Below are 19,901 nucleotides of genomic sequence, written 5' to 3'. Positions count from 1 at the left end.
TCCGAGACGTGCGACGTCCGTCAGGGCATCACCCGAGGTCGTCGGTGGCGAACGTGTCGCAGCGGTTCGGGTCACCGCTGTCGTAGCCGATCGTGTACCACTTCTGGCGCTGCGCCGAGGAACCGTGGCTGAACTGGGTCGTGTCGACCTTGCCGCCACCCAGCTCCTTCTGGATGTAGTCGTCCCCGATGCGGGAAGCGGCATCCAGCGCGGCGGCGATGTCGTCCTGCGTGACCTCGGTGATCAGCGGTTCGCCGTCCGCGTCCGGGGCGGTGGTGGCGTGGTTGGCCCACGCGCCCGCGTAGCAGTCGGCCTGCAGCTCGAGACGCACCGACCCCGAGGTGGGCCCGGTGTCCGAGCCGACGTTCTTGGAGGTGCCGAGGAGGTTCTGCACGTGGTGGCCGTACTCGTGGGCCAGCACGTACCCCTCGACGAACGGCCCGCCCTGCGCGCCGAACCGGTCGGTCAGCTCCTGGAAGAACCCGAGGTCGATGTACACCTCGTTGTCGGCGGGACAGTAGAACGGCCCGACCGCCGAGGACGCGTTCCCGCACCCGGTCTGCACACCGCCGGAGAAGAAGTTGGTCTCGGCGGGCTGGTAGCCGTCGAGGGTGCCGGTCCAGTAGCTCTGGATGGAGTTGATGAACGCGACCGCGCGGCAGTCCGCCTCCCGGTTCGCGTCCGCCCCGGTCTGACACCGCTCGGCGAGCGACGACGACCCGACCTGCTCGTTCTGCCCGATGTCCCCGAACCCGGACGGCAGCGCCGCACCACCCCCACCGCCGAGCTGCGAGATCACGAAGTAGATGACGAGCCCCAGAATGCCGAGCCCACCACCACCCACGGCGATGCGCCCGCCCATGCCCCGCTGATCGGTGACCTGCGACGTGTCGAGGTCCGCACCCTCGTTGAATCTCACCCGTCGATGCTCGCACGTACAGCCCACACCGGCACGATCGACTCAGCCACCACACCCGCAAAGGCGCGAACGGCGTGAAAGGCGCGTGCGTGGGAGGGGGCGCGAGCCCAGACCGACCCATGCCAAACCAACCCCGTTGCCAACCCAGGAGCCATTCCGGAGATCTGCCCCTCCGGCGAGGAGGCCCGTCCGGCAAGGACAACACCTTCCGAGCAGCTAGATCTCCATCGGTGCGCCGTTCTCGTACACGTCGGTCAGCTCGAGCCCGGACACGTTCTCCACGATCGACGGCTGCGCGGTGCGCAAGAAGTCGACATTCGTCAGATGGATGGCCCCGACCGGGTTGTCCGGGTAGCCGCGCAGGTTGAGTGCGCGACCGGCCTCGGCGACCGTGAGGTTCTCCGCGGTGATGCCCGTGACGTCCGGGTTGAAGCCGTGGCCGGGGCCCTCCTCGTAGTAGAAGTCGATGGTGATCACGGCCTGTGCGACGGTGCCGACGGTGATGTCGCGCGCGTGCACGTCGTGGATGAAGCCGCCGCGGACCGAGTTCGTCTTGAAGCGCAGCGCCGTGTCCAGGTCGGGGCTGCTCAGCCGCAGGTCGCGCGCGTACACGTCCCGCACGCCGCCGGACATCTCGCTGCCCACCGTCACTCCGCCGTGCCCGGCCGCGAAGTCGCAGTCCTCCACCAGGATCCGTTCGCTGGGCACGTTCACGCGCCTGCCGTCGGCGTTGCGGCCGGACTTGACCGCGATGCAGTCGTCACCGGTGTCGAAGGTGCAGCCGCGGATCACGACGTCCTTGCTCGACTCGGGGTTGCAGCCGTCGTTGTTCGGGCCGTGCGTCGCCACGGTCACGTCCCGCACCAGCACGTTGCGGGAGAGCACCGGGTGGACCTCCCACATCGGGGAGTTGACGATCGTGACGCCCTCGACGAGCACGTTCCGGCACCGGTACGGCTGCACGAAGCTCGGCCGCAGGTAGTCGCCGGCACCGAAGACCCGCTGCGCCACCGGCACCCCCTGCTCGGCCATGGCGAACAGCCGCGCGCGGGCGTCGGCCTGGTGCGGGTCGCCGGGTTGCCAGCCGTAGTCGGGGTTTCCCTTCCACGGCCACCAGTGCGCGTTGTCGGCCTGCCCGTCGAGCGTCCCGGTGCCGGTGACCGCGATGTCGTGCTGCTCGAACGCGTAGATCAGCGGCGAGTAGTTGTACAGCTCGGTGCCCTCCCACCGGGTGAACACCGCGGGCAGGTAGTGGTCCGGGTCCTGGCTGAAGGCGATCGTCGCGTCGGCGGTGACGTGCAGGTCGACGTTGCCGCGCAGGTGGATCGGCCCGGTCAGGTACCGGCCCGCCGGCACGACGACGTGCCCGCCACCCGCGTGCGCGCAGGCACGCACCGCCCGCGCGAACGCGATGGTGCAGTCGGTGACCCCGTCGCCTTTCGCGCCGAATCGGGTCACGGGGAAGTACTTGCGCGGAAATCGCGGCGGGCGCACTTTTCGTGCGATCTCGTCCGCACGTGCCCACGGCTCGGCCGGCGCACCCGGAGTAGCCGAGGCAAGCGGTTGCCCCAGGGTTGTCGCGCCGAGCAGGCTACCCGCCGCCGCGGTTCTGAGGAACGAGCGGCGGGACCATCGAGCTGACATCGCGCACCTCCGGGGATTCGGCAACGGTGGGGAAAATTCACGCGAAAACCGGTAGTACCGCATTCCCGGCGACCTGCGCAATGGCCCCGAACAATCCCGGAAAACCGGCCGAAACTCCCGTGGAAATGGTCGAACGACGCGTCGAACGAGCCCGGTCGTCCTGGCCGTGATCATCGGATGGCTGGGGCGCCGGGGGTCGCCGGTTCGCCCGCCTTGCCCGGCCAAGTGGTTGAACCAATGTGCCGTCCACTATTGACGCCCGGGAGAGGTCCGATGTTCACTGGGCCGGAACCGGTTCCACGTGTGCACGCGTCACCTTCTCCCCCTGCCTTGGAAGGACGCCCATGCCCAACTCTCGCCTGTCCCGGCAAAGACGCCGGTGGGGTGCCGCCGGACTCGCACTGGCGACCGTCGCCACCGGGCTCGTGGTGGCGGCCGCGTCGCCTGCCGCGGCCGCGGTGCTGCCCAACGGGTTCCGGAGCGTCGGCTACATGCCGTCGTGGTCCGGGAGCGTGAACAGCATCCAGTACAACAAGCTCACGCACATCAACTACGCCTTCGCGCTGCCGAACTCCAACGGCACGCTGCAGGGCATCCCCGACCCCGGCAAGCTCTCGTCGCTCGTGAGCCTCGGGCACAGCAACAACGTCAGGGTCTCCCTCGCGATCGGCGGGTGGAACGACGGCAACGACTCCGCGTTCGAGGCCCTCGCCGCCAACGCCTCGTCGCGCACCACGTTCGTCAACAGCGTGGTGAGCGTGGTGAACCAGTACAACCTCGACGGTGTGGACATCGACTGGGAGTACCCGGACCCGGGGCAGTCGGGGAACAACTTCACCGCGCTGATGCAGCAGCTGTCCTCCGCCATGCACAGCAGGGGCAAGCTGCTCACCGCGGCGGTCGTCTCCGGCGGTGGTACCGCGGAAGGCGTGCAGCCCGCGGTGTTCGGCTACGTCGACTGGCTCAACATCATGGCCTACGACGGCGGTAGCCCGCACGCGAACTACGACTGGTCGATCCAGTCCGCCAACTACTGGAAGGGCCGCGGCCTGCCCGCGAGCAAGACGGTGCTCGGTGTGCCGTTCTACAGCCGCCCCGGCTACTACACGTACTCGCAGCTCGTGGCCATGGACCCGGCCAACGCGAACCGCGACTGCGTCACCGCGGGTGGTGCGCAGCAGTGCTACAACGGCATCCCCACGATCAAGCGCAAGACCCAGTGGGCGATGGCGAACGCGGGCGGCATCATGAACTGGGAGCTGTCGCAGGACACCAGCGGCAGCACGTCCCTGGTGAGCGCGATCTACGAGGTGGCGACCGGCGGCACGGGCAACCCGCCGACCGGCCGCACCGGCCCGATCACCGGCATCGGCGGCAAGTGCGTGGACGTCGCGAGCGCCAGCAGCGCCAACGGGACCGCCGTCCAGCTGTGGACGTGCAACGGCTCCAACGCCCAGAGCTGGACGGTCAGCTCCGACGGCACGCTGCGCGCGCTCGGGAAGTGCATGGACGTCACCGCGGCCGGCACCGCCAACGGCACGGTCGTGCAGCTGTACGACTGCAACGGGACCGGTGCGCAGCAGTGGCAGGCGCAGTCCAACGGCACGTTGCGCAACCCCACGTCGGGCCGCTGCCTCGACGCCACCGGACCCAGCTCGGCGGACGGCACGCGACTGCAGATCTGGGACTGCTTCGCTGGCAGCAACCAGGTGTGGCGCCTGCCTGCTTGACGGTGAGGCGGCCGCCGGCCCCCGGTATCCAGAGTAGTGCCGAGGACCGACAGGTTTCGGTGTCGCGGGCCCGGGTTGTGGACAACGTGGTGCGTTGTGGACACCCCGGGCTTCGCGGCGTCCGCGGTCGGCGCGTTGTCGGTGCCCCGTGAGAGGCCGGCAACCGGGGCCGGAGGCCAAGCCCGGCCCCGCGTGGGGTCGGTTCGAGTCCACGCGGCGGGCTTGCTTACGGGCGGGCCGTTCGAAACGGGCCGCCGGTTCCGCGGGCGCGCGGCGCCCGCGGAACCAACCGTCAGCGGAGCAGGTTCAGCGGGATCGCCGCTGCCATGGCTGCCATGCCGGCGTCGTTGGGATGCAGGTGGTCACCGCTGTCGTAGGTGGCGCGCAGCTGCCGCGGATCGGCCGGGTCGCGGAGTGCCGCGTCGAAGTCGACGAACCCGTCGTACTCGCCACCCGTGCGGATCCAGTGGTTCACCGCCTGCCGCTTCGCCTCGTTCTCGGGGCTGTAGAAGCCGAAGGTGTCGTTCTTGAACGGCAGGATCGTGCCGCCGATGATCTCCAGTCCGGCCGCGTGGGCGCGCACGATCAGCTGCCGGTGTGCGTTGATGATCTCCTCCGCCGTCACCGCCTCCGTCACCGGCGCCGACGTCCCCGGGTGGCCAAGGTCGTTCACCCCCAGCAGCACGATCACGTGCTCGGCCCCCGGCTGCGCGAGCACATCCCGGTCGAAGCGGCGCATGGCGCTCTCGCCGAAGAACGCCGCGTAGTTCACCGCGTCGCTGCCGGGCGGCGGGTTCGGGTCGTGCAGCAGGCGGTTGCCCGCCACTCCCAGGTTCAGCATTCCCCTGCCCCGCAGGCGGTTCGCCAGCAGGTCCGGCCAGCGGTGGTTGGCGTTGACCGCCGACTCGGCGCCGTTGGTGATCGAGTCACCGAACGCGACCACCGCCGTCGCGTGCCGGTCCGTCGTGCGCACGCTGACCGAGGACAGGAAGTACCACGCCGTCACCGTGCGGCCGGCGACGGCGCGGTCGTCCGTCACGTCTCCCCGCGCGACCACGTTCTCCTGGTACGCGAAGTTGTGCAGTGACGTCACCGGGGTCGGGCCCGGCAGGTAGATGCTCACCACCAGGTCGGCTCGTGCCGGGACCGGCAGCCGCACCGGGTCGCTCAGCAGCGGGGCACCCGAGGGGATCGTGGGGGAGCCGACGCCGCCGAACGTCACCGTGCGGTCGGTGCGCGGGTCGATCGCCGTGCCGGTGGACCCCGCCCGGCGGGCCACGTGCACCGCGCCCACGCGCAACGCGGTCGTGCCGAACTCGTTGGTGAGGCGCAGGCGCACCTCACTGCCCGCGACGCTCGTGTGCACGACCTGCCGGATCGTCTCGTCGGCCAGCGTCGGGGTCGCCGTCGCCGGGGTCTGTGTCGGGACGCTCGCCCACGTGCCGACCCAGTGCGCGGGCGGGGTGGCGTCGGCGACCGAGGCGCCGGTCAGCAGGACCGCGGCGCCCGCGAGCACCGCCAGGATCTTCTTGCGTGCCACGGTGCTCACCCGCGCCGCGCGGGGAGGGCGAAGCGCCAGCCGTCGGACCGCAGCCGCGGGATGACCGCCGCCACCGCGTCGACGGTCTGGACGCGGTCACCGCCGCCGTCGTGCAGCAGCACCACCGCGCCCGGTGTCACGCCGGTCAGGATCCGGTCCACGAGCACGTCGGTGCCCGGCGGGTCCCAGTCGCCGATCGCGAGGCGCCAGCCCAGCGGCTGCATGCCCATGGCCGCGGCCACCTCCGGGCTCGAGCCCCACGCGCCGTACGGGGCGCGGAAGTACGGGATGCGCGCCCACGGCACGGCGGCGCGGATGGCGGCGTTGGTCGCCTGGAGATCCGCCCGGATCGCCTCCGGGGTCCAGGTCGACAGGTCGTCGTGGTTGAGGGAGTGGTTGCACAGGACGTGCCCCTCCGACACGATCTGCCGCACCAGCGCCGGATACTGGCGCGCGTGTTCGCCCCATAGGCAGAAGACCGCTCGGATGTGGTTGCGCCGCAACAGTTGCAGCAGCTTCGGCGTGTTCTGGGGGTCAGGCCCGTCGTCGAAGGTGAGGGCCACGGACAGGCCGCCCTCCCGCGCCGAGTCCACGATGGTCGAGGTGGGCGGGGCGTGCCGGTCGGCGTACGCGGGCGTCGCGCCGAGGGCCAGCAGTGGAACGAGGAGAAGACCGAGGGTTCGTGCGGCGGACACACCGTGCTCCCGTCTATCGCACTTCTACGAATTCCGGAAGTTTCGAAACAATTCCGGAATTAAATGTAGAAGTGTTCGGCAGACGTTGTCAATCACGAGGTTCTGCGGACCGAAATTTTCGGAGCCACAAAGCCGTGTTGGCCGCCCCGTGCGCATGAGAAACGGACCGGAGCGCGTGGCTCCGGCCCGTTCGCGGCGAGCTCAGCTCACAACCGGATCGCCTTCTTGTTCATGAACTCCTCGATGCCCGCGGGGCCGAGTTCGCGGCCGATGCCGGAGCGTTTGATGCCGCCGAACGGGAGGTCCGCCGACGAGCCGCCCGCGCGGTTGACGTACACCATCCCGGCCTCGATCTGTTCGGCCACGCGGCGCATCCGCGCCGCGTCGGTGCCCCACACGCTCGCGCCGAGGCCGAACGGTGAATCGTTGGCCAGCTCGATCGCGTGCTCGTCGTCGTGCGCGCGGAACACGACCACGACCGGGCCGAAGATCTCCTCGTAGTAGGCGTCCATCTCGCGCGTCACGTCGGTCAGCACGGTCGCCTCGAGGTACGCACCCGGCTCGACGCGGTTGCCGCCCGCGCGCAGGGTGGCGCCCTGCTCGACGGCCTTGCGCACCTGCCCGGCCACCTCGTCCGCGGCTGCGGTCGACGCGAGCGGTGGCAGCCTGGTCGCCGGGTCGGCCGGGTCGCCCGGCTGGAAGTAGTCGGCGACGTGCTTGGACAGCTTGTCCACGAAGTCGTCGTACAGCTCCGACAGCACGATCATCCGCTTCGGCGCGTTGCACGACTGGCCGCAGTTGCGCATGCGCGCGGTCGCGGTCTGCTTCACCGTCTCGTCCAGGTCGTCGGAGTCGAGCACGATCAGCGGGTCGGAGCCACCCAGCTCCAGCACCGTCTTCTTCAGGTGCTTGCCTGCCTCGGTCGCGACCGAGATGCCTGCCGGCTCGCTGCCGGTCAGCGACACGCCAACGATCCTCGGGTCCGCGAGCACCGCCGGGATCTGGCGGCTGGACGCGAACGTGTTGACGTACACGTCCTCCGGCACCCCCGCCTCGTGCAGGATGTCGGCGATGGCCTGCGCCGAGCGCGGGCAGATCGACGCGTGCTTGAGCAGGATCGTGTTGCCCAGCACCAGGTTCGGCGCCACGAACCGGGCGACCTGGTAGCACGGGAAGTTCCACGGCATCACGCCGAGCAGTGCGCCGATCGGTTGCTTCACGATCACCGCGTCGCCGGTCGTGACCTTCAGCGGCTCGTCGGCGAGCAGTGTCGCGGCGTTGTCCGCGTAGTAGTTGAAGATGTCGACCACGATGCCGACCTCGCCGCGGCCCTCGTTGATCCGCTTTCCCATCTCCAGCGTCATGATCTCGGCGAGCTCGTCGGAGCGCTCCGCGAACAGCTCGGCCGCTCGCGAGACGATCTTCGCGCGTTCGGCGACCGGCCGCCGCCGCCAGGCCGGGTAGGCACTGTGCACGCGGTCGATCGCGGCCCGGACCTCCTCGTCGGTCGCGTTCTCGATCTCCTCGACCAGTTCGCCGGTCGCCGGATTGGTGACTGTGTACATGGAAGCGCGGGCCTTTCCTCTACGACACGGTCCTCAGCTCAGCCTACATTCCAGACAGAATACTGTATACACAGTGATGTCACTTGGTGAGAAGCCGCTGTTACCGGGGACCGGTCGGCCGGTTCGCCGAACAGCCTGCCGGCGACCAGTGTGTAGATCGCCTCCCGTAGCTCGACGTCTTTGCGCAGGCCAGCGTCGTCCACGTGCGTGTCGTCGTCGACGAGCCCGACTCGCGGAACCACGCGTCGAGGCTGGCGGGCGCGCCGAGCATCTCCCTGGGCAGGGCGTTGCGCCGCGCGCGCAGCGTGCCGACGAAGTCCAGCGCGAGGGTCCCGCAGGGGAAGGCATGCTCCACGTCACGGGCTGGGCGTCCTGTTTCCTCGGCGCGGTCAGACGCGCCGCGGCGGAACGGAAGGCGCGGCTGTCCGACCTGGCGGTGGTCGCCGAGGTGACGCCGCACCACGACGACGGCGAGTTCCGGCTCAGCGCCGCGCCGAACGTCGAGATGTCCGGTGTGGACCAGGACACCGCGGACGCGCTCGGTGCCGCCGCGCACCGGATCTGCCCCTACTCCAAGGCGACGCGCGACAACATCGACGTCACCATCACCGCGACCGTCGCGTGAGGACGAACGACATGATCAGCAGGAGGACCTTCGCGACCGCCGTCGCGGGCGGGGCGGCAGCGGTCGCGCTGACGAAGTGGCGGTTCGGCGAGGCCCGCCTCCTGGCGCAGCCGCGGATCCAGGCACCCGCTGTGACGCTCGACGGCCTGGCCGACGGCGTGATCCCGCCGACCGACGCAGCTCCTCCGCGCGGTACTTCGCCGGGCCGCGGGTGCACCACCAGGTCGCGGGCGCCGGGCACAACCTGCCGCAGGAGGCGCCGCGCGCGTTCACGGCCGCCGTGCTCGAAGTGGCGGGACTACGCTGATGACACGACAGAAGGGGGCGGTCATGGTCGAGCTGCTCAGGTCCAACGATCCCGTGCTGATCTCGTTCGCCGCGTCGCTGCTGGCGGACGCGAAGATCACCCACTCGGTCGCCGACTCGCACATGAGCGTCATCGACGGCTCCATCAACGCGGTCACGAACCGGGTCCTCGTCGCCGAGGACCAGCTCGCGGCGGCCAGGGAGCTGCTCGCCGACGCGGGTGTGGACGCGTAGCGCGACGGGCCGGCGCGGCTGTCCGCCGCGCCGATGTCCTGGTCAGACGCGTTCGCCGACCTGACGGCGCGCAGGCCGTTCGAAGTGTCCCTCCAGACGGCGGACGGTGAGTGCGGCGCCCTCCACGGGCACCGGGAACGTGTACGGCTCGGCGGCGTCGAGGTCGACCTGGTAGCCGAGGTCGATGAGGGACGCGACGGTCAGCCTGCTGATCGGGTTGTGCATGCCGCCGATCGCGCTCGACATCAGCTCGTTGCGGAAGACGCGCTCGCGCCAGTGGCTGTCGCGGGAGCCGTCGCCGCCCTCGTTCTCCACCGGTACCTGCTCGGGGTCGCTGCCGGTGAGGCGGCCGTACTCGACCATGGCGACACGGCCGGTGTAGCGCGGGTCGGCGCCGCCGTCACCGTCGACGAGGTCCGCCCACAGGGTGCCGATGCCGAGCACGTGGCCCATCTCGTGGGTGATGACGTCGACGAGGATGCCGTCGCGTTCCATCGCGGCGAGGTCCGCCGAGTCGAACCGCATCTCGCCGCGGCAGGGCGCGCCGCCGGCCCGGATGTGTGTTGGCCCGGCCATGCCGAGGACGTTGCCCTCCCCGTCGATGTCCTCGCCGGAGGCCAGCACGAGCACGTCGTCGATGACCTCCCCGTCGAGTTCCACGTCGGGCAGGTCGCCGACGATGACGCGGGCCCAGCGGTCCGCGGCCGCGGCGAACGCGTCCTGCTGCGTGCGGGTCAGCCCGCCGGTGAACCGCACGGTGATCGTGAAGGGGGACGTGGTGCCGGTGAGTTCCTGTGCCCGCACGGTATCCGCGCGCGCGACATACGTGTCGAGATAGTCGACCATTGTTCTCTCCTCGCGGATGAGCTCGGTACGACTGGACAATCGCGTGTGGACACAGAACGTGACGGGGGATTTCTCGTTGCCTGTCAGTTGCCTGTTACCGGGTTCCGCGACGAGTGGTTTCTTTCCGGCGCAGGTGGGTGAGTCGCGGGCGACCACCAGCATGCCCGACAGTGGCCGCCGCGGCGGCCACCCCCAGCTCGGCCGCCTGCTGCGGGTCGCTGCCTCGCACGAGCTCGGCGGTCAGCCCCGCGGTGAGCGCGTCACCCGCACCGGTGGTGTCGACGACCTCGGCGTCACCGTGCGTGGCGACGAGCGAGCCGCCGCGCCACGCGAACACGTCGCCGCCGTCGTAGCCGAACGCGACCATGGCGAGGTCGTGGGTGCGCTGGACGTCCCGGGCGGCGCGCACCGCGGTCTCGGGGTCGGCCAACTCGGCGCCGGTCAGCATCCCGGCCTCCCTGGCGTCGGCCCGCAGCACGTGCGCGGCGGCGAGGATCGCGTCGCGCCGCCCGTCGTCCGGTGGCGCGCCGTCCACCACGACGAGCCCGGTGGCCTGCCGGACCGCGGCGAGCACGGCGGCGGACGGCTGCTGCAGCTGGGCGACCGTGCACCGGGCGGGCCGGGCGGCCAGCAGCACGTCGTCCTCGGTGAGCAGGACCGGGCCGGGCAGGTCCTCGACGTACCGCCACCGCCCGCCGGAGTCGAGGAGGCTCACGATCAGGCCGGTGCGCGTCCCCGCCCGCCGCACGACCGGCGAGACGTCGATGCCGTCGTCGCGGGCGCGGGCCAGCAGGTCGTCGGCCACGGCGTCGTCACCGACGACCCCGAGCAGCGCGACGGGCACCCCCAGCTGCGCCAGTGCCACCGCCTGGTTGGCGCCCTTGCCGCCGAGCATCTCGAGCCGCTGCCGCGCGGGTACGGCCTCCCGCTCGCCGGGCACCTCGTCCACGCGGAGCACGAGGTCCCGCGCCACCTGCCCGACCACGAGCACCTGGTCAGCCGCATCCATACCGTCCGGGGTACCACCGGAGGAGGCACCGTCAACCGGGCAGTTCCGCGGCCACGTCGACGACGACCGAGAAGAACGCCGGATCCGGGGTGCCGGAGACCGCGGCACCCTCCGCCACGACGAGCAGGTCCCGCTGCGGGCGCGACCGGAACGGTGTGCCGGTGAAGCGCACGCCCTGAGTCTTCAGCGCCGCGGCCCCGAGCTGGGTGACACTGCCGGTGCCGTCGACATCGATGAGGTTCTTGAGCCGCCGCACGTCGCCCTGCTGACGCATCCGCACCCACGACACCGACACGACGAACGTGTTGCCGTCGGGGTCGGCGAGCGTGAATAGCGTCCGGTCGAGTGACCGGCACGGGTTTCGCAGAAAGAAGTCGCGGATCTGACCGTAGGAATTGATGGCGCAGTCCAGAGCCGGTTCGGCGGCTTTTCGGACCCGGCGCAGGTTCAGCCCCCGCCAGGCGTCGTCGGAACGCCCTTTTCGCGCGGCCTGTTTGCTCTGCGCCACCCGTGCCGCCGACACGTTCGCCGAGCCGATCGCGTCCACCGCGGAGCCACCAACACCGGCACCGCCACTGATTCCGCTCGCCGCCAACGCGATCGCGCCGCCGACGACCACCGTGCCCGCGCCGCGGGAGGTCCACCTGCCCTTGGCGTCCCGTGGTTGGTCTGGCTTTCCCATTCAGATTCCCCCAAAGCAATCCAACAGGATGCTAGCGGGCCGCTGACTCGATACAAGGTTTGTCAACTTTCTGACCAATTACTGGCCGGGAAAGGAACTTCGACGATGTCCAGGATTCTGGGGGCTGTGCTCGTCGCCGTAGGGCTCGTGTTCGTGCCGGGGACCGCGGTCGCCACGCCGCCGTCCGGGGTCACCGGGACGGTCATCGCCCAGAGGACCGTCGGGGGAACCGACTACGTGCTGCGGACGATCACGATCACACCCGGTGGCTACACCGGCTGGCACTACCACGACGGGCCGCTGTACGCGTACGTCCGGCAGGGGACCCTCACCCGCACCATGGCCGACTGCGCCACCACCGAGGTGAGCCCGGCAGGCAGCGCCATCGTCGAGACCCCGGGCGCCGACCACGTGCACATCGGCAGGAACCTCGGGGGAGTGCCGGTCGTGCTGGACGTGCTCCACGTCCTGCCCACCGGGAGCCCGCTGTCCGAGGACGCCGCCGACCCCGGGTGCGACCTCTGACAGTCCAGGGTCATCTCAGGGTGGTCCACCATGCGAGACCGCCAGGACCGGGGCACCGTGGAGGCATGACCACGTTGACCAGACCTCAGAGCAAGAAGATGATCGCCGGCGTCTGTGCCGGGCTCGCCGAGCGGTACGGGTGGCGGGTCGGGCGGGTGCGGCTCGTGTTCGTGCTGTCCTGCCTGCTGCCAGGGCCGCAGTTCATCGCCTACCTGATCATGTGGGCGCTCGTGCCCAAACGGCCCTACTGAGCAGCCGTTCGGCGTAACGGTGGCGCCGCCACCTGGGTTACGCGGACGAAACTTTCACCCAACCCATTGACGGCCGATTTCACACCGCCTTAATTTGTCCGGCTAACGGACAAATTAGCGGGGCGGTGCTGCCTTGTGAACGCGTCTCGACCCGCCGGGCGCATGACCGGGCGGCAACCTGCCGACCAGGTCACCATGCGTCGTAGCAACCTGGCGCTGGTGCTGCGGCACCTGCGGGACGCAGGTCCGCGCAGCCGTGCCCGCATCGCGGTGGAGACCGGGCTGAACCGCGGCACCGTGTCGAGCCTGACCGCGGAGCTGATCGACCGGGGCCTGGTCCGCGAGGGCGACGTCGAGCGCGGCGGGTCCGTCGGCAGGCCGGGGCAGACCGTCGAGCTGGACGGGCGCGGCATCGGCGGCATCGGTGTCGAGATCAACGTCGACTACGTGACCGCGGTCGTGCTGAACCTGTCCAACGCGGTCGTGTTCGAGCACCGGGTCGCACTCGACGTGCAGGCGTTGCCCGCGGAAGCGGTGCTGGACGCGGTCACCGAGCTGGCCATCCGCGCGCTCGCCGAGTGCGACGAACGCCAGGTCACCCCGGTCGGCATGACCCTGGCCGTGCCCGCGCTGGTCGACACCGACGACGGCGTGGTCGCGTTCGCCCCCAACCTGCACTGGACCAAGGTCGACGCCGTGTCCGGCCTCCGGCGGCGGCTCGACGGCCACACGCCCGGGTTCTGGGGGTCGCTCCCCAGGAGGCACAGCGCCATCCAGGTCGACAACGACGCCAACCTCGCCGCACTCGGCGAGTTCGCCATGGGCAGCCGCGCCGGCACCGCCGACCTGGTCTACCTCACCGGCGAGACCGGCGTCGGCGGCGGCGTGATGGTCGACGGGCGCCTGCTGCGCGGCGCCGCCGGGTTCTCCGGCGAGATCGGCCACATGCCGCTCAACCCCGGCGGTGACCTGTGCGGCTGCGGCCGTCGCGGCTGCTGGGAGACCATGGTCGGCCTGGCCGCGCTGCTGCGCATGGCCGCCACCCCCGACGACCCCGTCTGCGACCCGTCGCTGGACCTCGAGCAGCGGCTGTCGATGCTGTCCGGCCGCGCCGACGCCGGTGAGCCGCGCACCCTCGACGCACTCAAGCTCGTCGGCGAGGCACTGGGCCTCGGCGCGTCGATCCTGGTCAACGTGTTCAACCCGCGGGTACTGGTGCTCGGCGGGTACTTCGCGAGCCTCGGCGACTACCTCCTCGAGCCGATGCTGGCCGAGCTGCACGCGCGGGTGATCGCGCCCGACGCGTGCGAGGTCGCGCTCTCCACGCTGGGCTTCACGGCCGCCGCCCGGGGCGGTGCGCACGTCGCGCTCGAAGCGGTCCTCGACGACCCCACCCTCGTCGCGCTGCGACATACCCCCTGATCGGGCCGTGGTGCGGGACGTGGCAGCGCCCCACACCACGGCAGGTGCACCACTCGGACGAAAGGAGGGATACGAGATCCACACCTGTCGGGGAAGCAACGCCGAAGTCACACCCCCGCCCGGGTTTCCGGGCACCTCTTGGGAGGTTAGTAGATGTCCCTGACGAGCAGGGCGTCCGCGTTGAGATCGCGGTTACGTAGATCGGCTCGACTTGGCAGACCGCTGGCGGTGGCCGTACTGGCCGCCGCGGTCGCGACCACCATGGCTTCCGCCACGCAGGCCGAGACCGCGGCACCCGCCGCGGACCCGTCGTTCAAGGCCCTGGTCTTCTCCAAGACCACCGGCTTCCGCCACGACTCCATCCCGGACGGCATCGCCGCCGTCCAGAAGCTGGGCCAGGAGCACAACTTCACGGTCGACGCCACCGAGGACTCCTCGGTGTTCACCGACGCGAACCTGGCGCAGTACAACGTCGTGATCTTCATGTCCACCACGGGTGAGCCGGTCGGCGAGCAGTCCCAGCAGGAAGCGTTCCAGCGCTACATCCAGCACGGCGGCGGGTACGTCGGTGTGCACGCCGCGGCCGACACCGGCTACGCGTGGGAGTGGTACGGCGGCCTCGTGGGCGCCTACTTCAAGCAGCACCCGGCCATCCAGCAGGCCACCGTCAAGGTCGAGGACCCCGCACATCCGTCGACCAAGGACCTGCCGGCGGAGTGGTCCCGCACCGACGAGTGGTACGACTACCAGACGAACCCGCGTGGCACGGCACACGTCCTCGCGTCGCTGGACGAGACGACCTACAACGGCGGGTCGATGGGCTTCGACCACCCGATCACCTGGTGCCAGGACTACGACGGTGGCCGCTCCTGGTACACCGGCCTCGGCCACACCAAGGAGAGCTTCGTCGAGCCGGCGTTCCTGTCCATGCTGCTCGGCGGCATCCAGACCGCGGCAGGCGTGGTCCAGGGGGACTGCTCCGCGTCGCAGGACACGAGCTTCGAGAAGGTCACGCTCGACGACAACACGTCGAACCCGATGATGCTCGACGTCGCCGACGACGGCCGGGTGTTCTACATCGACCGGCTCGGGGACGTGAAGGTCGTCCAGCCGAGTGGCTCGGTCGCGACCGCGGCGCACCTGAACGTGTTCACCGCCAACGAGTCCGGCCTGCTCGGCATGGCGCTGGACCCGGACTTCGCCACCAACAACTGGATCTACCTGTACCACTCGCCGGCCACCGGCGGGGACATCGACCGGTTGTCGCGGTTCACGGTGAAGGCGGACTCCACCCTGGACATGGCCTCGGAGAAGGTCGTGCTGGACGTCCCGGTCCAGCGGTCGCAGTGCTGCCACCACGGCGGCGGCATGGTCTTCGACGAACAGACCGGTGACCTGTGGCTCGCCAACGGCGACAACACCAACCCGTTCGCCTCCGACGGCTACGCGCCGATCGACGAGCGGGCCGGCCGGTCCGACTGGGACGCGCAGAAGTCGTCGGCCAACACCAACGACCTGCGCGGCAAGGTGCTGCGGATCCACCCCGAGGACGACGGGACCTACACCATCCCCGAGGGGAACCTGTTCGCGCCGGGAACGGCGAAGACCAAGCCCGAGATCTACGCGATGGGCTTCCGCAACCCGTTCCGCATCGGCATCGACCCGCGGACGCACAAGCTCATGGTCGCCGACTACGGTCCGGACGCCGGTACGGCGAACCCGAACCGAGGGCCGGAGAACACTGTCGAGTGGAACCTCCTGAACGGGCCGGGCAACTACGGCTGGCCGCTCTGCATCGGCAACAACGTCCCGTACAACGAGTACGACTTCGCCACCGCCACCTCGGGTGCGAAGTACGACTGCGCCAACCCGGTGAACAACTCGCCGAACAACACCGGCCTCACCGCGCTGCCACCGGCCATCCCGGCCACCGTCGACTACCACTACGCCACCAACCCCGCGTTCCCTGAGCTGGGTGGCGGCGGCGCGCCGATGGCGGGCCCGGTCTACCGGTACGACGAGGCCGTGAGCTCCGACCGCAAGTGGCCCGCGTACTGGGACGGCAAGGCGATCTTCGCCGAGTGGAACCAGAACAAGCTGTACTCGTTCCAGCTGAACGAGGACGGCAGCGAGCTGACCGACATCAACCAGATCTTCAAGACGGTCACCATGCTCAAGCCGATGGACATGAAGTTCGGTCCGGACGGCGCGCTGTACATGATCGAGTGGGGCTCCGGCTTCGGCGGCGACAACGCCGACTCCGGCATCTACCGCATCGACTACGTGCAGGGCAACCGGGCGCCGATCGCGCGGGCGCACGCGGACAAGACGTCCGGCATCGCCCCGCTCTCGGTGAACTTCTCCAGCGACGGGTCGCTCGACCCGGACGGCACGGCGGTCACGTTCGCGTGGGACTTCACCGGTGACGGCACCACGGACTCCACCGAGGCCAGCCCGTCCTACACCTACACGGCGAACGGGAACTTCAGCGCCACGCTGACGGTGACCGACGCCGACGGCCGCACCGGTACGGCGAACGTGCCGATCGTGGTGGGCAACACGGCCCCGACCGTGAAGCTCAACCTGCCACCGGACGGCGGGTTCTTCGACTGGGGTGACCAGGTCAAGTTCTCCATCACGGTCACCGACCCGGAAGAGGGCACGATCAACTGCGACGACGTCAAGCTGCAGTCGATCCTCGGCCACGACACGCACGGCCACCCGCTCGACCAGTACACCGGTTGTGACGGGACGGTGCAGACCACGCTGTCGTCCGGGCACTCGGACAGCGACAACGTGTTCGCGGTGTTCGAGGCCAGCTACACCGACAAGGGCGGCGCCGGCGGCTCCTCGCCGCTGACCGGCCGGGCGGAGGCCATCCTCCAGCCCAAGCACAAGCAGGCCGAGTTCTTCTCCGCGACGGGCCGCACGGCAGACGCGGCGGGGACCGGTGACCCCGGTGTCCAGGTGGAGACCACGTCCGACACCGGCGGCGGCTTCCGCAACATCGGGTTCATCGAGGACGGCGACTGGTGGTCGTTCGACCCCGCGAACCTGTCCGATGTGGACTCCATCGGGTTCCGGGTGTCCTCCAACGGTGGCGGCGGCACCATCGAGGTGCGGTCCGGTGCCACCGACGGCGCGCTCGTGGGTTCCGTCGCGGTGCCGGTGACGGGTGACTGGCAGAGCTTCACGGACGTGACGCTCACGCTCGACGACCCGCCGACGGGTTCGGCGCCGCTGTACATGATCGCTCGGCGGCCGTCCGGTTCCACCAACACCGGCGGGCTGTTCAACGTCAACTGGGTCGACTTCAACGGCAAGGGTGTCACCGACAACCAGCGCCCGGAGGTCACCGCGTCGGCGACGCCGACCCGCGGCACCGCCCCGCTGACGGTGGAGTTCCACTCCGAGGCCACGGACGCCGAGGGCGACAACCCCCTGGCGTACCAGTGGAACTTCGGTGTGAACGGTGCGGGCGCGACCACACCGGACGCGTCGTACACCTACACCGCGCCCGGCAACTACGCGGCATCGGTCACCGTGACCGACTCGCGGGGCGCGGCCACCACCGAGCACGTCGACATCACCGTCGACAGCCCGGGTGTCACGTGCCTCACGGGCAAGTCGGACGACTTCCTCGGCACGGCACTGGAACCGGGCCGGTGGAGTGTGGTCCGCCAGAACCAGGACCTGGCGGTGCGTGACGGCGCGCTGCACATCCCGACGTCCAACACCGACATCTACGGCACGGACAACTCGAACCCGACGCCGAACCTGGTCCTCCAGCCCGCACCCGGCGGGGCGTGGCAGGCCACCACGAAGGTGTCGCTGACGGCGCGGGACGCCTACCAGCAGGCGGGTCTGATCCTCTACGGGGACGACAACAACTACGCGAAGATGGTCCTGGAGGGCCGCGGTACCGCTTCGGCGGCCGACCGTGTCTTCCAGTTCATCCGCGAGGAGAACGGCGTCCCCAACGAGGTCGCGGAGTCCAACACGGCCAACCTCGGCGCGGGCTACCCGGACACCGTGTACGTGCGGCTGGCGAGTGACGGCACCCGCCTCACCGCGTCGTACTCGGCGGACGGTCTGTCGTGGACGAACATGCCGCAGACGGACAAGCTGATCGCGGGCATCGACAACCCGCGCATCGGCCTGGTCTCGCTGTCCGGCACGGGCAACCGGCCGGTCGTCGACGCCGCGTTCGACTGGTTCCAGCTGCTGCCGGACGACACCGCCACCGCGGCAACGCCGAACGACGAGTTCGACGGGTCCACTGTGGACGGTTGCCGGTGGACCACCGTGGTCCGCCCGGACGCCACGAAGACCAGGGTGACCGGTGGCAACCTGGAGATCGACACCACCCCCGGTGACATCTACGGGACCGACAACTCGGGCCCGAAGAACTTCACCCTGCAGACCCCGCCCGCCGGGGACTGGACGGTGGAGACGAAGGTCGACGCCAGTGCGCTCAACCAGGCCTACCAGCAGGCGGGCCTGATCGTGTACACCGACGACGCCAACTACGTGAAGCTGGACTTCGTGGCCGACAGCGCGACGGCCAAGCGGATCGAGCTGCGCAGCGAGATCGGTGACGCGGTACAGGAGCCGCAGCCGACGGCGAACAACCTGACGCAGGGTGTCTGGTATTTGAGACTCGCCAAGACCGGGAACGCCTACCAGGGTTCCTACTCGGCTGACGGTGTCACCTGGACCGACATGGCCCAGACGGTCACCAACGCGGCCGTGGCCGGCGGGAAGGTCGGGCTGTTCGCCATCGGGACCAACGCGACCGAGCTGGTGACCGCGAAGTTCGACTACTTCCACGCGTCATGGGCGCAGCAGGCCGACCAGATCGCACCGGAGACCACCGCGACCACGAACCCGGCGGCGCCGGGGGCGAGCGGCTGGTACACCGGTCCGGTCACGGTCACCCTCGCGGCGACCGACGAGGACAGCGGCGTCGACCGCACCGAGTACACAGTGGATGGAGGGGCCTGGACCCCGTACACCGCGCCGTTCGTGGTGAGCGGGGACGCCAACCACGCCATCCAGTACCGGTCGGCCGACAAGGCGGGCAACGTCGAGGAGGCCGGGACCCTCGCGGTCAAGGTCGACGCGACCGCACCGCTCACGACCGCACAGTTCGCGCCACCCAACGACAACGGGTGGAACGGCGGCGCGGTGCCGGTGACCCTCGCGGCCACGGACGCCGCGTCGGGCGTGGTGAGTACCGAGTACTCGCTCGACGGCGGCCCGTGGACGGCCTACACGCAGCCGGTCGACGTGTCCGGGGACGGCACCCACGAGGTGGCGTACCGGTCGAAGGACGCGGCGGGCAACGTGGAGACCGACAAGGCGGCCACGATCAAGATCGACGGCACCACGCCGACGGTCCTGATCTCCGGCATCGCCGACCGGCAGGTCTACGGCGACAGCCAGGACCTGCGGATCGGCTGGCAGGCCGTCGACCCCACGTCCGGGGTCAAGACGCTGACCGGTGTGCTCGACGGTGACGCGTACAGCTCCGGCGCACTGCTGCCGCTGTACACGCTGCCGCTCGGCACGCACACGCTGACCGTCACCGCCACCGACGGCGCGGGCAACCGCACCGCCCAGACGGTCACGTTCGGCGTCGGCACCTCCACCCGCGACATCTCGAACCTGATCGACCGGTTCAAGGCGGTGGGCTGGCTCAACCAGGCCACCCAGAAGTCGCTGCAGGAGAAGCTGACGAAGGCGCGGCAGGCCGAGGCGAAGGGCAACGACGCCAAGGCCGTCAAGCTGCTGCGTGAGTTCCGGACCCTCGCGACCGACCCGCAGAAGGTCAAGGTCGCGGAGGTGCGGGACGTGCTCGCCAGGGACACCGACGACGTGATCGCCAGACTGAATTGATGGAGGAGAC

The 19,901-nt window shown here is 70.0% G+C and carries 16 protein-coding genes; 7 read left to right on the top strand and 9 right to left on the bottom strand.

What is annotated here, in order from left to right:
- Window positions 1-28: 28 nt before the first annotated feature.
- Window positions 29-919, bottom strand: a complete 891-nt coding sequence (gene ypfJ / locus FHR82_RS28785) for a KPN_02809 family neutral zinc metallopeptidase (RefSeq protein ID WP_184813695.1) — start codon at window positions 917-919, stop codon at window positions 29-31.
- 216 nt (window positions 920-1,135) lie between these two features.
- Window positions 1,136-2,377, bottom strand: coding sequence for a glycoside hydrolase family 28 protein (locus FHR82_RS28780; RefSeq protein ID WP_311771322.1), 1,242 nt, complete (start codon window positions 2,375-2,377; stop codon window positions 1,136-1,138).
- Between the two features lie 530 nt (window positions 2,378-2,907).
- Between FHR82_RS28780 and FHR82_RS46545 the strand changes: the two genes are divergently transcribed.
- On the top strand, window positions 2,908-4,293 hold the full coding sequence (locus FHR82_RS46545) for a glycosyl hydrolase family 18 protein (protein ID WP_184813693.1): 1,386 nt from the start codon (window positions 2,908-2,910) through the stop codon (window positions 4,291-4,293).
- A gap of 292 nt (window positions 4,294-4,585) precedes the next feature.
- Here the strand turns inward: FHR82_RS46545 and FHR82_RS28770 are convergent, their stop codons facing one another.
- The 4 genes from FHR82_RS28770 to FHR82_RS28755 all read right to left on the bottom strand — a co-directional run bounded on the left by FHR82_RS28770 (window position 4,586) and on the right by FHR82_RS28755 (window position 8,448).
- Window positions 4,586-5,833 carry an SGNH/GDSL hydrolase family protein gene (locus FHR82_RS28770; RefSeq protein ID WP_311771321.1) on the bottom strand — a complete coding sequence of 416 codons (1,248 nt, stop codon included), beginning with the start codon at window positions 5,831-5,833 and terminating at the stop codon, window positions 4,586-4,588.
- 5 nt (window positions 5,834-5,838) lie between these two features.
- Window positions 5,839-6,528, bottom strand: a complete 690-nt coding sequence (locus tag FHR82_RS28765; RefSeq protein WP_184813691.1) for a polysaccharide deacetylase family protein — start codon at window positions 6,526-6,528, stop codon at window positions 5,839-5,841.
- Window positions 6,529-6,734: 206 nt separating this feature from the next.
- Window positions 6,735-8,093 (bottom strand): NAD-dependent succinate-semialdehyde dehydrogenase, encoded by a 1,359-nt coding sequence (locus tag FHR82_RS28760; RefSeq protein WP_184813690.1) that lies wholly within the window; start codon window positions 8,091-8,093, stop codon window positions 6,735-6,737.
- A 100-nt stretch (window positions 8,094-8,193) separates the two neighbouring features.
- Window positions 8,194-8,448, bottom strand: coding sequence for an ABATE domain-containing protein (locus FHR82_RS28755; RefSeq protein WP_184813689.1), 255 nt, complete (start codon window positions 8,446-8,448; stop codon window positions 8,194-8,196).
- Here FHR82_RS28755 and FHR82_RS28750 point away from each other — a divergent pair.
- Together FHR82_RS28750 and FHR82_RS28745 are read left to right on the top strand one after the other, a co-directional pair.
- Window positions 8,440-8,718: an OsmC family protein gene (locus FHR82_RS28750; protein ID WP_184813688.1), complete on the top strand. Its 279-nt coding sequence runs from the start codon at window positions 8,440-8,442 to the stop codon at window positions 8,716-8,718. The genes FHR82_RS28755 and FHR82_RS28750 overlap by 9 nt on opposite strands.
- Window positions 8,719-9,024: 306 nt before the next feature.
- Entirely contained in the window at window positions 9,025-9,258 is a 234-nt protein-coding gene (locus FHR82_RS28745; protein WP_221464409.1) for a putative signal transducing protein, read from the top strand.
- Between the two features lie 42 nt (window positions 9,259-9,300).
- Here the strand turns inward: FHR82_RS28745 and FHR82_RS28740 are convergent, their stop codons facing one another.
- The 3 genes from FHR82_RS28740 to FHR82_RS28730 all read right to left on the bottom strand — a co-directional run bounded on the left by FHR82_RS28740 (window position 9,301) and on the right by FHR82_RS28730 (window position 11,795).
- Window positions 9,301-10,104, bottom strand: coding sequence for a leishmanolysin-related zinc metalloendopeptidase (locus tag FHR82_RS28740; RefSeq protein ID WP_184813687.1), 804 nt, complete (start codon window positions 10,102-10,104; stop codon window positions 9,301-9,303).
- A 94-nt stretch (window positions 10,105-10,198) separates the two neighbouring features.
- A complete protein-coding gene (locus FHR82_RS28735; protein ID WP_184813686.1) occupies window positions 10,199-11,113 on the bottom strand; it encodes a PfkB family carbohydrate kinase in 915 nt (304 codons plus the stop codon).
- 31 nt (window positions 11,114-11,144) lie between these two features.
- On the bottom strand, window positions 11,145-11,795 hold the full coding sequence (locus tag FHR82_RS28730) for a hypothetical protein (protein ID WP_184813685.1): 651 nt from the start codon (window positions 11,793-11,795) through the stop codon (window positions 11,145-11,147).
- 105 nt (window positions 11,796-11,900) lie between these two features.
- Between FHR82_RS28730 and FHR82_RS28725 the strand changes: the two genes are divergently transcribed.
- From FHR82_RS28725 to FHR82_RS28710, 4 genes are all read left to right on the top strand, one after another.
- A complete protein-coding gene (locus tag FHR82_RS28725; RefSeq protein WP_184813684.1) occupies window positions 11,901-12,320 on the top strand; it encodes a cupin domain-containing protein in 420 nt (139 codons plus the stop codon).
- 65 nt (window positions 12,321-12,385) lie between these two features.
- Window positions 12,386-12,571 (top strand): PspC domain-containing protein, encoded by a 186-nt coding sequence (locus FHR82_RS28720; protein WP_184813683.1) that lies wholly within the window; start codon window positions 12,386-12,388, stop codon window positions 12,569-12,571.
- 195 nt (window positions 12,572-12,766) lie between these two features.
- Complete coding sequence (locus FHR82_RS28715) at window positions 12,767-13,993, top strand: ROK family transcriptional regulator (RefSeq protein WP_225943908.1); 1,227 nt, start codon at window positions 12,767-12,769, stop codon at window positions 13,991-13,993.
- Between the two features lie 228 nt (window positions 13,994-14,221).
- A complete protein-coding gene (locus tag FHR82_RS28710) occupies window positions 14,222-19,891 on the top strand; it encodes a ThuA domain-containing protein (protein ID WP_221464408.1) in 5,670 nt (1,889 codons plus the stop codon).
- The last annotated feature ends 10 nt before the right edge of the window (window positions 19,892-19,901 follow it).

Origin of the sequence: Actinophytocola algeriensis, from assembly GCF_014203735.1 — a bacterium.
GTDB lineage: Bacteria > Actinomycetota > Actinomycetes > Mycobacteriales > Pseudonocardiaceae > Actinophytocola > Actinophytocola algeriensis.
The sequence above is the reverse complement of the archived record's forward strand: the minus strand, read 5'-3'. Positions and strand labels throughout refer to the sequence as shown.